At 68.0% G+C, this 12,871-nt stretch carries 12 protein-coding genes and 1 pseudogene; 7 read left to right on the top strand and 6 right to left on the bottom strand.

The window, feature by feature from the left end:
* The first annotated feature begins 33 nt into the window (after positions 1–33).
* Positions 34–985 (top strand): annotated as a pseudogene (locus tag BLP88_RS09450) (glycosyltransferase family 9 protein).
* On the opposite strand, the gene BLP88_RS09445 reads toward BLP88_RS09450, so the two are convergent.
* Positions 939–1,649, bottom strand: coding sequence for a sigma-70 family RNA polymerase sigma factor (locus BLP88_RS09445; RefSeq protein WP_245679823.1), 711 nt, complete (start codon positions 1,647–1,649; stop codon positions 939–941). The pseudogene BLP88_RS09450 and the gene BLP88_RS09445 sit on opposite strands and share 47 nt — an antisense overlap.
* A gap of 210 nt (positions 1,650–1,859) precedes the next feature.
* Between BLP88_RS09445 and BLP88_RS09440 the strand changes: the two genes are divergently transcribed.
* Positions 1,860–2,600 (top strand): GAF and ANTAR domain-containing protein, encoded by a 741-nt coding sequence (locus BLP88_RS09440; RefSeq protein WP_074588775.1) that lies wholly within the window; start codon positions 1,860–1,862, stop codon positions 2,598–2,600.
* A 64-nt stretch (positions 2,601–2,664) separates the two neighbouring features.
* On the opposite strand, the gene BLP88_RS09435 is transcribed toward BLP88_RS09440, so the two are convergent.
* Positions 2,665–3,510 carry an HAD family hydrolase gene (locus BLP88_RS09435; RefSeq protein WP_074588683.1) on the bottom strand — a complete coding sequence of 282 codons (846 nt, stop codon included), beginning with the start codon at positions 3,508–3,510 and terminating at the stop codon, positions 2,665–2,667.
* 237 nt (positions 3,511–3,747) lie between these two features.
* Here BLP88_RS09435 and BLP88_RS09430 point away from each other — a divergent pair, with 237 nt between their 5' ends.
* Positions 3,748–4,740, top strand: a complete 993-nt coding sequence (locus tag BLP88_RS09430) for a hypothetical protein (protein WP_074588681.1) — start codon at positions 3,748–3,750, stop codon at positions 4,738–4,740.
* A gap of 92 nt (positions 4,741–4,832) precedes the next feature.
* Here BLP88_RS09430 and serS read toward each other — a convergent pair whose 3' ends face one another.
* Positions 4,833–6,113 carry a serine--tRNA ligase gene (serS, locus tag BLP88_RS09425; protein ID WP_074588680.1) on the bottom strand — a complete coding sequence of 427 codons (1,281 nt, stop codon included), beginning with the start codon at positions 6,111–6,113 and terminating at the stop codon, positions 4,833–4,835.
* A gap of 130 nt (positions 6,114–6,243) precedes the next feature.
* Here serS and BLP88_RS09420 point away from each other — a divergent pair, with 130 nt between their 5' ends.
* Positions 6,244–7,293 carry a diacylglycerol/lipid kinase family protein gene (locus tag BLP88_RS09420; protein ID WP_074588679.1) on the top strand — a complete coding sequence of 350 codons (1,050 nt, stop codon included), beginning with the start codon at positions 6,244–6,246 and terminating at the stop codon, positions 7,291–7,293.
* Between the two features lie 10 nt (positions 7,294–7,303).
* Here the strand turns inward: BLP88_RS09420 and BLP88_RS09415 are convergent, their stop codons facing one another.
* From BLP88_RS09415 to BLP88_RS09405, 3 genes are all read right to left on the bottom strand, one after another.
* On the bottom strand, positions 7,304–7,513 hold the full coding sequence (locus BLP88_RS09415; protein WP_074588677.1) for a hypothetical protein: 210 nt from the start codon (positions 7,511–7,513) through the stop codon (positions 7,304–7,306).
* 103 nt (positions 7,514–7,616) lie between these two features.
* Complete coding sequence (pheA, locus tag BLP88_RS09410; protein WP_074588676.1) at positions 7,617–8,594, bottom strand: prephenate dehydratase; 978 nt, start codon at positions 8,592–8,594, stop codon at positions 7,617–7,619.
* 31 nt (positions 8,595–8,625) lie between these two features.
* On the bottom strand, positions 8,626–8,952 hold the full coding sequence (locus tag BLP88_RS09405; protein WP_074588675.1) for a rhodanese-like domain-containing protein: 327 nt from the start codon (positions 8,950–8,952) through the stop codon (positions 8,626–8,628).
* Positions 8,953–9,083: 131 nt separating this feature from the next.
* Between BLP88_RS09405 and BLP88_RS09400 the strand changes: the two genes are divergently transcribed.
* The 3 genes from BLP88_RS09400 (at position 9,084) to BLP88_RS09390 (ending at position 12,799) form a co-directional block, all read left to right on the top strand.
* The gene (locus tag BLP88_RS09400; RefSeq protein ID WP_074588674.1) at positions 9,084–9,812 is read left to right on the top strand and encodes a Type 1 glutamine amidotransferase-like domain-containing protein; all 729 of its coding nucleotides are present in this window, start codon (positions 9,084–9,086) and stop codon (positions 9,810–9,812) included.
* Positions 9,805–11,244 (top strand): amidase, encoded by a 1,440-nt coding sequence (locus BLP88_RS09395; protein WP_074588672.1) that lies wholly within the window; start codon positions 9,805–9,807, stop codon positions 11,242–11,244. The genes BLP88_RS09400 and BLP88_RS09395 overlap by 8 nt, the downstream gene beginning before the upstream one ends.
* A gap of 85 nt (positions 11,245–11,329) precedes the next feature.
* On the top strand, positions 11,330–12,799 hold the full coding sequence (locus BLP88_RS09390) for a peptide MFS transporter (RefSeq protein WP_074588670.1): 1,470 nt from the start codon (positions 11,330–11,332) through the stop codon (positions 12,797–12,799).
* Positions 12,800–12,871 lie beyond the last annotated feature (72 nt).

Raw genomic sequence — 12,871 nt, 5'->3', positions numbered from 1 at the left:
TTCGTGCCGCTAGACTCCTAGCGGGAGGCCCCCATGGAAACTGTTGAAAGCAACGGACAGCCGGTTCTGCTGGTGCTTCGCGCACTGAAACTCGGCGACCTGATGGTCGCCGTTCCCGCGCTGCGCGGCCTGAAACGTGCCTTCCCGGAGCACCGCATCCTCTACGCGGCCCCCGCCTGGGTGGCCGAGGCCCTGGATCTCGTTGGCGGCATCCAGCTCCTGCCAACGCCGGGCCTCGAAGCTCCGCTGGCGCTTCCCCCCCGGAACGGTTGACGTGGCCGTGAACATGCACGGCAACGGACCGGAAAGCAGGCACCGCCTCGCGGAGCTGGCCGCCAACCGGGTGCTCGCGCACCGGGCCCCGGGCCTGGACGGCCCCGAATGGCCCACCGGCCTTCCGGAACGCGAGCGGTGGACGCGGCTCCTCGCGTGGTACGGGATCGACGCCGACCCCTTGGACTACCGCCTGGACCCGCCTGCCGTCCGCTCCCCGCGGCCGGGCGCCACCGTGATCCACGTCGGAGCGTCCTCCGGCAGCAGGTTCTGGCCCGTGGACCGGTTCGCCGACGTCGCCGCGCAGCTGACGGAGGCGGGGCACGAGGTGGTGTTCACCGGCGGTGTTTCCGAGCGTGGACGTGCCGAGGAGACTGCCGCCCTGGCCAAGCTCAAGGGAGCAAACCTCGACGGCGGCGTGCTGGCCGGGCGGCAGGGGCTCGCAGAGTTTGCGGCCACCATCGCCGGGGCCCGGTTGGTGGTGTCGGCCGACACCGGTGCCGCGCATCTGGCCTCTGCCTACGCGCGGCCGTCCGTGGTCATCTTCGGACCCGCGCCCGCTGAAGAATGGGGTCCGCCGCCGGGACCGCACGTGGTGCTTACCGACGTCGGACTCCGGCGCGGCGACGTTTTCGCTTCCGAACCGGATCCCGCGCTCCTGGCCGTCAGCGTGCGCGATGTGCTTGACGCGGTGGCGGAACTCCGCTGCTGAGGCCGGCTCCGTCGTCGAGCAGTTGGGCCTGGAGGGCCACCAGGATCTTGGCGAGCCTCCGGGAGACCTGCATCTGGGAAATGCCCAGCGCCCCGGCGATGGTGGACTGTGTCTCCTCCCGGTAGTAGCGCCGGTACAACAACCGGCGGTCCTCGGCGGAGAGGTTCCGGATCGCATTCCGCAGGGCGAGGACATCCTCAAGGCGGTCGCCGGGACTGCCTTCACCGGCCAGCAAATCCTGGAGGCCGTCGCGGCCATCCAATGCGGGGGTATCCAGGGAGTCGGGCCGCTTGCTGGTGCCGGCCAGCAGGGCCTCCCGCACCTGGCCGGGATCCAGGCACAGGTCAGCCGCCAGTTCCTCCACCGACGGGGAGCGCCGCAGGTCCTGGGTCAGCTCCTCAGTCCGGACCAGCACCAGGCGCCGCAGGTCCTGGACGGGACGGGGCGGCCGCACCACCCAGCAGTGGTCGCGAAGATACCTCTTCACCTCGCCGGCGATGGTCGGTGCGGCGTAGGCAGTAAAGCTGACGCCCTTCGCTTCGTCATAGCCGCGCGCGGCCTTGATCAGGCCCATGTATGCAACCTGGCGCACATCTTCGAGGTCATGGTTGTGGGCGGAGTACCGGGCAGCAATGGCTTTCGCAAGGTGCAGGTGGTCCAACACCAAGGCATCCCGGAAGCTCTGCCTAATGGTACTTTCGGGGGAGGGAAATGATGGGTCTTGTTGCAAGTGGCTTCACCCTTGGACGTACGCGAAGGAAGGGTGAGCCCATGGCAAGACTCCCTAAAAGATAAGCACACTTATCAATGGCTTTCAACGGTGGTCCAGGACTAGGCTCGAAGATGAAGCCTCATGCGGGGATCGGAGATCCACATGGAAAACCAGCAAGCAAGCGGTGCGGGAGTTGTGGCCGCGGATATCCAGGACCTGCTCCTCGACACCCCCGACGTCGAAGCCTTCCTCACCGAGCTCGCGCGCCACTCGGCGGCCATGCTCAGTTCGCCCGGTGCCAGGGTTTTCTGCGGCGTCACCATGCTCCGCCATCGCTCCGCCACCACCGTGGCCAGCAGTGACGAACGTGCCCGGCTGCTCGATGAACTGCAGTACCAGTTCGAGGAAGGCCCCTGCCTCACCGCCTCCCGGACTGGGGTCCGGATCCACATCCCCGACCTTGAAAACGACACCACCTGGCCCGATTACACTGAGGTGGCTGCGGCGAACGGTGTTCGCTCCGTGCTGGCCGTGCCCTTCCAACTCCCTGAGGACAACGCCAAGGCCGGCCTGAACCTCTATTCCGAAACCGTCCATGGCTTCGACGAGGCAGCGATCCAACGCGCAACCGACTACGTGCAGCAGGCATCCAAGGGACTCCGCCTGGCCGTCCTCATTGCGCAGCACAGCCAAACAGCGGCAGACCTGCGGGCCGCGATGACCTCCCGGACGGTCATCGACGTCGCCACAGGCATCATCATCGCCCAGAACCGGTGCACCCAGGCTGAGGCCGTGGAACTGATCATGAAGGCCTCAAGCAACCGGAACGTCAAGCTCCGGGAAGTGGCCCAGGCGATCGTCGACTCGGCCGGCGGCGGCCCGATCTCGACTCACTTCACGTAGTCCGGCGGCCGGAACCCCCGGCTCCCGCGCCGCCCCAGGCGGTTCCGGCCGTACCGTGCGGCACTTACAGAAGGCCGCGCAACACCAGGGCGGCGCCGTCGTCGTACACCGAAGCGGTGACCTCATCCGCGGCGGCGAGCACCTCCTCCGGCGCCTGCCCCATGGCGACGCCCCGGCCGGCCCACCCGAGCATCTCGATGTCGTTGCGGCCGTCGCCGACCGCCAGGGTGTGCCTGCGGTGGGTGCCGAGCCGGTGGCGGAGCTGCTCGAGGGCGCTGGCCTTGGTGACACCGGCGGCCGCAATGTCCAGCCAGGCGGTCCAGCCCACGGAGTAGGTGACGCCGGCCAGGCCGATCTGCCGGATGGCCTCGGAAAACTCCTCCGGGGTGTTCTCGCTGCTGAAAACGACCACGCGCACCGCGGTGGCTTCCAGCATCGTCTGGAAGTCCACGCCGACGGCTTCGACGCCGAAACTGGCGTCCTGGAAGCGTTCGGTCGAGAGGAAGTTGCCGGCCTCGTCTTCCAGCGCGTACTTCGCGGAAGGAAGCCGGTCCCGCAGGGCCCTGAGGGCCGGGGCGGGATCGAAGGTGGCCTTGTGGATGATCTCGTAGCCCGCCTCCAGGGACGGGTCCAGGCGGAGGGTCACCCCGCCGTTGCAGCACACTGCGTAGCCGCGATCCAGCCCGATCTGCTCGATCACGGGCAGGGTGGCGTTCAGGGAGCGGCCCGTGGCGATCAGGACGTCGTGGCCGTCCGCGACCACCGCGCGTGCGGCCTCGCGGACGCCGGGTGACATGTGGCCGTCGTGGTCCACGAGGGTGCCGTCAACGTCCAGGGCGATCATGAGCTTGTGGTTTTCGTTCCGCTGGTCATCGATGCCAGCGACTGAGGAATCAGTCAAGATAGTCATGGTCCTTAGTGTTGCAGAGCCCGCCGACAGCGACTAGGACCGTCACCACAGCACAGGATGAATTTGTCGTGAAGACTCGGCGCGGACGTTGGACCGAAAGTCCCCGGCCTACGGAAAAATCCGCACCGTCTGCGGCGGGGAAAACGCCGCAACGGTGGGACGAACCGTTTCAACGACTTATCCACATAGCGACACCGGCCCGTTTTGATGCGCACCGGCCCATCCGAGGCTTGGTACATGCCCACGAAAGCCACGCTCATTGTTGCCGCGGACCAACGGCTCAATACCGGAAACATCCGTTCCCTCAGTCTGCGCTACCAACGGGGTGAACTCGTCCGGGTCCGCAGGGGAATCTATACAGACAAGGCAACATGGCTGGCCATGAAGCCCTGGGAACGCTACACCGCCACAGTCGAAGCGGTCTCGCAAGAACTTTCCGGGCCCGGGCTGTGTTTCGAATCCGCCGGGTTGATTTGGGGGCTCAATCTGGTCGGCGTGCCGGAACATGTGCACCTCGCCGGGGCATCACCGAGCCGGGCAGGCAGGACCGCGCCCACCACCAGCGCCGCATTCCAGGCAGAAACGCAAAGCACGGGGCTGGAGAAGATTCGCGGCTACGGGGTCTTCAGGCATTGCTATGACGCCGAGACCGTAACCCACAAAGGATTCCAGGTAACCACCCTCGCCCGGACGGCAGTGGATGTCATCGCCAGGTCCAACTTCACGAAGGGCGTAGTGCTCGCCGATCATGCCGTCAGCCCCGAGCGGTTCAAGGGGCAGGCCTGCAGCCCGGCAGACCTTCTCAGGGAAACCGATCGCCTGGCCTCGGGCGCCAAACGGCGCTGGGTGGCCTCTGTGCTTGCCTTCGCCGATCCACGCTCGGGGTCGGCCGGCGAGTCGTTGAGCCGCGCCCGGATCCATGCCCTCGGCTTTCCTCAACCGGAACTCCAGACGAGCTTCCACGATGACGACGGCTTTGTTGCCCGCACCGACTTCCATTGGCGGAAGTTCCGGCTGATCGGCGAGTTCGACGGCGACGCCAAGTATCTGCGCGACGAGTACCTGGGCGGGCTCTCAAGTCGTGAAGCCGTGCTCGCCGAGAAGAAGCGTGAGGACCGCCTCCGGGCGCTGGGTTTCGCCGTGGTTCGTTGGGACTGGGCCACGGCAAACGACCCCGAGCGACTCAAACGCAAACTCGCAGCGGCAGGGCTGCCCGCCGTCGGGCACTAACGAAAAATCCCCGGCCTACGGACAAATCCGCACCGAACACGGCGGGGAAAAGTCCGTAGACCGGGGAGTGAACGTTTCACCCCGAGGGGAAGCTACAGGACCGGAAGAACCTCGAGGCCACCCAGGTACTTCTGCAGTGCCTTCGGAACGTTAACGGAGCCGTCCGGGTTCTGGTGGTGCTCCAGGATGGCCACGATCCAGCGGGTGGTGGCCAGGGTGCCGTTCAGGGTGGCGACCGAGCGGGTGCCCTTTGGCGTGCCGTCCGCGGCGAAGGCCCGCTCACGCACGTTCAGGCGGCGGGCCTGGAAGGTGGTGCAGTTGGAGGTGGAGGTCAGCTCCCGGTAGGCCTGCTGCGTGGGAACCCAGGCTTCGCAGTCGAACTTGCGGGCCGCGGACATGCCGAGGTCGCCGGCGGCCGTGTCGATCACACGGTAGGGCAGCTCGCACTTGGCCAGCATTTCCTCTTCCCAGGCGAGCAGGCGTTCGTGCTCCGCCTCGGCCTCTTCCACGGTGGTGTAGATGAACATCTCCACCTTGTTGAACTGGTGGACGCGGATGATGCCGCGGGTGTCCTTGCCGTGGGATCCGGCCTCGCGGCGGTAGCAGGAGCTCTGGCCGGCGTAGCGGATGGGGCCGCCGGAGAAGTCCAGGATCTCGTCCGCGTGGTACCCGGCCAGGGCCACCTCGGAGGTGCCCACCAGGTAAAGGTCGTCTTCGGCCAGACGGTAGATCTCGGCGTCGTGCTTCACATCGAAGCCGGTGCCCTGCATGGTCTCCGGACGCACCAAGGTGGGGGTGATCATCGGGACGAAGCCGGCTTCAATAGCCTGGTCCATGGCCATCTGCAGCAGCGCCATCTCGAGTCGGGCGCCCACTCCCCTGAGGAAGTAGAAGCGCGCACCGGAAACCTTGGCGCCGCGTTCCATGTCGATCGCGCCGATGAGTTCACCGATTTCGAGGTGGTCCTTCGGCTCGAAATCCGGGAATTCGCGCGGGGTGCCGACCGTCTTGACCACCACGAAGTCGTCCTCGCCGCCTGCGGGAACGCCGTCGACAATCAGGTTGGGGATGATGCGCAGGAGCTCGTCGTGCTTGGCCTGGGCGGCGTCGGCGTCAGCCGAGGCGGCCTTCACGGCGTTCGCGAGTTCCTTGACCTCGGCCAGCAAGGCCTGCTTCTCCTCGCCCTTGGCCTTGGCGACCTTCTTGCCGAAGGCATTCTGCTCGGCGCGCAGGGTTTCGAAGTGGATCAGCGCGGCGCGGCGTTCGGCGTCGGCGGAGATGATCGCATCCACCAGGGACTCGTCGGCACCGCGGGCGCGCTGGCTGGCACGGAACTTGTCCGGGTTTTCGCTGAGGTCTTTTACGTCGATCACCTGACAAGGGTATCTAATCGCGGGCATCCCCCGCGGTCATTGCGCTGCGCCGCCCGGATCGCACGACGGCGGCCGGCCGGGGCGGAGGCGGACCCGGAAGGGCGGCGCGGCGGGATAATCTTGGAGCATCATGGGCGACTGGATCCTTTACGCGGTTCTCGCTGGGGGCATGGTGGTTTTCCTCGTCTCCAGCTGGTGGGGTGTGCGCCGGCTCAGGGCCAGGCACAGCAGGAGCGCGGTCCGCGGCGAATCACACAAGGCGATGCCGGGCGCGCAGCGGGTGGCCGTGGTCCTCAACCCGATAAAAAACCGGGCGCAGGAGGCCCGCGCCGAGATCCTGGACGCCTGCCAGCTGGCCGGCTGGGATGACCCCCTTTTCCTGGAAACCACCGCGGACGACCCCGGACATGCCCAAGCCCGTGCGGCGCTGGAGTACGGGGCCGACGTCGTCCTGGTGGGCGGGGGCGACGGCACCGTCCGGGTGGTGGCCGAGGCCCTCACGGGAACCAAGACAGCGATGGGCCTGGTTCCGCTGGGGACGGGAAACCTGCTGGTCCGCAACATCGACCTGGACGTCAACGACCTCCGCGGCAGCGTCCATGCGGCCTTGTTCGGGCACCAGCGCTACATCGACACCGCCCGGATGGCCATCACCAACAGCCGCACCGGCGAATCCTCCGAGCACGTCTTCCTGGTCATCGCCGGGATGGGCCTGGACGCCGAAGTGGTGGGCGACACCAACGCCGGGCTCAAGAAGGCCGTGGGATGGCTCGCCTACACCGAGGCCGGGGTGCGGCACCTGCCGGGCCGGCGGAAACGGGTCACCATTTCCCTGGACAGCGAGCCCGAGCAGGCGCGGAAAATCCGCAGCGTGCTGTTTGCCAACTGCGGGCTGATTCCCGGCGGCATCGACTTCATCCCCGAGGCCATGATCGACGACGGCATGCTGGACGTGGTGGTGATGAGCCCGCGCAGCGCTATCGGCTGGCTGGCCATGTACGCCAAGGTGCTGTTCAAACACAACCGGAACCTGCCGGTGATGAACTTCTACCGTTCCGGCAAGGTGGTGATCCGCAGCAGCGAGCCGATGGCCACACAACTCGACGGCGACCCCGCCGGTGAGGCGACGGAGGTCACCGTCAAAGTGGAAGCGCGGTCATTGCTGGTGCGCGTCCGCTAGAGTCCACCGCTTAGCTGGCGTCCTTTTCGGCTTCCGCCTCGGCCGCGGCTTTTGCTGCCGCGCGGGCCTCGGATTGCTCGCGGATCATGGCCTGCTCTTCTTCAAAGCGCAGGCGGTCGGCGCGGTCGGCGTCGTCTCCGTCCCAGTCCTGGTTTTCCACTGTCGGCTTCGGGTTGACGATCATTCCCTGGCCGCCGGCGTCGCTGCTCTTGTCTGTCATGGCCCGCTCCCTCCGTTTGGGGCATGGTCCATCCGTTATGGATCAGGCAAGCATACGCACTGTTCTTACCCGGCGGTAGGGGGCTGCCCGGTCTGTTAATCGGTCAAATAACCGGCGTACCCTGCGGGCCGGCAAGGACGCCCGGCGCACCGGCCAGGATGCCGTTCACCCAGGCGTGCGCGGCCGCGAAGGCGGCGTCCGAGGTGTGCGGGACGACTGGGGTTTTCTCTTGGTCGGCCCTGGCATAGGAGCCCAGGAAGCGGGTGGCCGGGCTGATCCGGTGGAGGCCGGCCAGGGCGTCGGCCACGCGGGAGTCTTCGGCGTGACCGTCCGCGTCGATGCTGAAGAAGTAATGCCCCAAGTACTGGCCGGTGGGCCGGGATTCAATGCGGCTCAGGTTCACTCCCCGGGACGCGAACTGGTCCAGGATTTCCATCAGGGCACCGGGCCGGTCCTCGGGCAGCGGGACCACCACGGTGGTCTTGTCCGCGCCGGTGCGGGGTGTGAGCGGGCCCGGGCGGCTGACGAGCACGAAGCGGGTCACCGCGCCGGGGTTGTCGCCGATGTTCTCGGCAAGGATGTTCAGACCCGGACGTTCGGCGGCCACGAGCGGCGCGCAGATGGCGGCGTCATAGTGCGGGTCCTCGTCCAGGAGGCCGACGGCGGCGGCGGCCGTGGAGGACCCCGGAACGTATTCCGCGTGAGGGATATTTTCTTCGATCCACAGGCGGCACTGGGCCCAGGCGTGGCCGTGCGTGGAGATCCGCCGGATGTCCTCGAGCCGAACGCCGGGCCGGGCCACGAGCACGAAGGTGATGGGGACCAGCGCTTCCCGAACGATCCGCAGTTCGGGGCCGGTGGCGATGGCGTCGAGGGTGGCCGTGACGCCGCCTTCCACCGAGTTCTCGATCGGCACCATCGCTGCGTCCGCCTTGCCTTGGCGAACCCGTTCGAGGGCGGTGTTCACGCTGGAGCACGGCACCCTGGTGGCCTCAACCGCACCGGGGACCTGGAGCAGGGCCGCTTCGGTGAATGTGCCCTCCGGGCCCAGGAAGGTGTAGCTCAGCTCGGATGCCGACATTGCATATTCCTTAATCGTTATATTCCGGGCCCTAGAGGACCACGGGCTTCAGGCCGTTGTCGGAAACCATGGGCCGGCCTGCCTCGAACCACATGTCCATGCCGCCGGCGACGTTGGTGGCGCTGTACCCCTGGCCCACCAGCCACTGCGCGGCGCGCATGGAACGGCCGCCGGTGCGGCAGATGATGAAGAGGTCCTCGTCGGCGTCGAGCTCTTCGAGGCGTTCGGGCAGTTGCTCGAGCGGAATGTGCAGGGCGCCTTCCACGTGGCCGGCCGCCCACTCGTACTCTTCGCGCACGTCAAGGATGCTGGCGCCCTCCGGGACGTCGCGTGCGGGAACTGTTTCGAAATCGCTCATGGGTCCTTACACTCCTCTTTGGCTCCTATCCAGCTTAATGCCCGGGACCTGCGCCCGCTTCCGGCTCCCGCGGCCCGGCGCTAGGGTGGGCGCTGAAGAAGACGCCCTGAAGTACGCCAAGGAGACCCGCCATGCCCGCCGGATTACCCACCATCCTGGCCACGTCCGGCGGCTACAAACCGGGACAGCGCACCCGGCTGGAGTTCGACCGCCTGGTGCATTACGCCGTCGACCTTTCCGGTGTCACCGGGAGGACGCCGCGGATCGCGCACCTGGGCACGGCGTCCGGGGACCAGCGCTGGTTCGCCGCGGAGATGGACCAGGCCGCCCGGACCGCCGGTTTTGACCTGAGCCACCTGAACCTCTTCACAATGCCCAACCAGGAGGACCCCGAAGCGTACCTGATGGAACAGGACGTGGTGTGGGTGCACGGCGGGTCCGTGGTGAACCTGCTGGCGGTCTGGCGGGCGCATGGCCTGGACGCGGTGATCCGCCGGGTGTGGGAGGCCGGGGTTGTCCTGGCCGGAGTCTCTGCGGGCTCCATCTGCTGGTTCCAGGGCGGCGCCACCGATTCCTTCGGCCCCGAGCTGCGGCCCGTCACCAACGGCCTCGCCCTGCTCCCCTACGCGAACGGCGTGCATTTCGACTCCGAGCCCGCCCGCCGGCCGACGGTGCACCGCCTCGTGGCCGAGGGCGTGCTGGGCGAGACGCACTGCACCGACGACGGCGTGGGGCTGGTGTACCGGGGAACGGACTTGGTGGAGGTGGTCACCGAGGTCCGGGACCGAGCGGGCTACCGGATCACCGCCGCCGACGGGGCCGTGGCCGAAGAACGTCTGGAGCCGCGCTTCCTTGGCTGAAAACGAACTGCACGATCTCGGCGGCGTCGGGCTGCGGGATGCCCTGGCCGCCGGGGACGTTTCCGCCCGGGAAGTGACCGGCCATTTCCTGGCGCGGATCGCCGCCCGCAACCCTCTGCTCGGCGCTTTCGTGACCGTCACCGCCGAACAGGCCCTGCTCGACGCCGGCCGGGCGGACGCGCTGCACGCCCGGCTCCGGCGGGAGGGCCGCCTGCCCGAACTTCCGGCACTGCATGGCATCCCGCTGGCCTTCAAGGACCTGACCGACGTGGCCGGCGTCGTGACCACGCACGGCAGCGCCGCCCTGGACCACAAGCCCGCACCCGCGGACGGCGCCCTGGCCGCCGCCCTCAAGGGCGCCGGCGCGGTGTCGCTGGGCAAGACGCAGGTTCCCGAATTCGGGCTGACGGCCTACAGCGAAAACCGGATCGCGCCGCCGTCGCGCAACCCGCACGCCCTCAGCCGCAGCTCCGGTGGCTCGTCCGGCGGCAGCGCTGCCGCGGTGGCGGCGGGGTTGCTGCCGTTCGCCCCGGGGAGCGACGGCGGCGGTTCCATCCGCATCCCCGCCGCGGCGTGCGGAATCCTGGGTCTGAAGCCCGGGCGCGGGCTGGTGCCCGCCGGCGAAAGCCCTGGCGATGCCGCGCGCCTGGTGGTGGCCGGGCCGCTGGCCCGGAACGCGGCGGACGCGGCGTTGATGCTGGACGCGCTGGTGCCCCCGGAATACCGCCCCGACGGCGGCTACCTCGCCGGAGTGCGCCGGGAGCCGCCGCGGCTGCGGATCGGAGTCAGCCTGGACAGCCCGTGGAGCGGCATCTTCCCGTTCGAGGCCAGCGCGGAAGCCCTGGCGGGGCTGGACCGCGGCATCGCACTTTTGGAAGCGGCCGGGCACACCGTCTTCGAGGCGTCCATCCGCTACGACAACCGCTACCCGGACGCGTTCACCGCGGCCTGGACGGCCGGCGTCGGGAGCGCGCGGATCCTGCCGCAGCGCGAGGCGCTCCTGACGCCGCTTACCCGGACCTTCCGGAAGCGGGCACAGCAGCGCAGCGCCCGGAAGGTGGCCGAGGCGGTGGCCTTCCTGCGTCAATTCAGCCAGGACACCATCACCCAGTACGGACAGTGGGACGTCATCCTCACGCCGTCGTTGGCCGGGACCGCGCGGCCGGTGGGCTGGTTCAGCGGCGCGGGCGGCCTCTGGGACGGCGATCCCGACGACGACTACCGCCGGCAGTGCGAGTTCGCGCCTTGGTCTTCCATGGTGAATGTGTGCGGCCTGCCCGCGGTCAGCGTCCCGGTCAGCGTCCCGGCGGACGCCCCGGGCGGCCTGCCGACAGGCATCCAGCTGATCGGGAATGCGGGCTCGGAACTGCTGCTCCTGCAGCTCGCCGCGCAGGTGGAGGAGCAGCAGGGAGCGCCCGTGCTGCCCGTTTGAGCGGGTGTCGCCGCCCCGTGCCGCCAGTATCGCCCAGGTGTCCAGAATGTGACTTTGACTACCATTTAGTGCCAGCATGGTGTAAATGAGCACATCGCAAACGACGGTGTCCCCGGCCAAAACCCCGGGCGACACCTCTTTTTTCGGCCACCCAAAGATGCTGGCCAGCCTGTTTTCCGTGGAGATGTGGGAGCGGTTCTCCTTCTACGGGATGCAGGGAATCCTCCTGTACTACATGTACTTCACCGCCGAGCAGGGCGGTCTCGCCATCGGCCAGGCCCTCGCCGCCAGCCTGGTGGGCGCCTACGGCGGCGGCGTGTACCTTTCCACCATCCTGGGCGCCTGGCTGGCTGACCGGGTCTTCGGCTCCGAGCGCGTCCTCTTCGGCTCCGCCCTCCTGATCATGGCCGGCCACGTGGCCCTGGCCCTGCTGCCCGGCATCCCGGGCCTGATCGCCGGCCTGGTGCTGGTGGCCGTAGGATCCGGCGGTCTGAAAGCGAACGCGACCGCCCTCGTGGGCACCCTGTACGACGAGAAGGATGAGCGCCGCGACGCCGGTTTCTCGATCTTCTACATGGGCGTCAACATCGGCGGCCTCGTGGGCCCGCTGGTGACCGGCTGGCTGCAGAAAAGCAACGGCTTCCACTGGGGGTTCGGCGCCGCCGCGATCGGCATGGCGATCGGCCTGGGCATCTACGCCGTAAACCGCGGCAAGCTGCCGAAGGAAGCCCACCACGTGCCGAACCCGCTGCCCGCGGCCGAGCGCAGCCGCTTCGGGCTCATTTTCCTGGCCATCGCCGCCGTCATCGCCGCGCTGCTGGCCACGGGAATCGTCAACGCCGGGAACCTGGCCCGTTCCATGGCCTACGCCGCGATCGGTGCCTCGGTGATCTACTTCGTGCTGATCTTCCGCAGCCCCAAAGTCTCCACGGTCGAGCGCAGCCGGGTGCTGGCCTTCATCCCGCTGTACATCGCCTCCGCCGCGTTCTGGGCCCTGTTCCAGCAGCAGTTCACCTTCATCGCCGTGTACTCGGAGGAGAAGCTGGACCGGAGCCTGTTCGGCTGGGATATGCCGGCGGCCTGGGTGCAGTCCATCAACCCGGTGTTCATCATCATCTTTGCCGGCGTGATGGCCGCCCTCTGGACCAAGCTGGGCCACAAACAGCCGAGCTCGCCGATGAAATTCGCCGCCGGCCTGCTGGTGATGGGCCTGGCCTTCCTGGCCTTCATCCCGCTGGCCGGTGAAGGCAAGACACCGCTGCTGGCACTGGCGGGCATCCTGTTCCTGTTCACGCTGGCAGAGCTGTTCCTCTCCCCCATCGGCCTGTCCGTGAGCACCAAGCTCGCACCGCAGGCCTTCCACACCCAGATGGTGGCGTTGTTCTTCCTGTCCGTGTCCCTCGGCACAACGCTCGCGGGCATCCTGGCAGGCCTCTACAACCCGGAGGACGAACTCCCGTACTTCGTGGGCGTCGGCGGCGCCGCGGTGGTCCTCGCCGTGGCCCTCGCCGCGGGCACCCCAGCCATCAGGAAGCTGATGGCCGGCGTGCGCTGACTCCCCACCGCCTCCCTTAACGCGCGACGGCGGCAGGCACTTTGGCGGGATTCCCGCCGGTGTGCCTGCCGC

This window comes from Arthrobacter cupressi (assembly GCF_900099975.1).
GTDB lineage: Bacteria > Actinomycetota > Actinomycetes > Actinomycetales > Micrococcaceae > Arthrobacter > Arthrobacter cupressi.
This window is presented reverse-complemented; position numbering and strand designations above follow the sequence as displayed.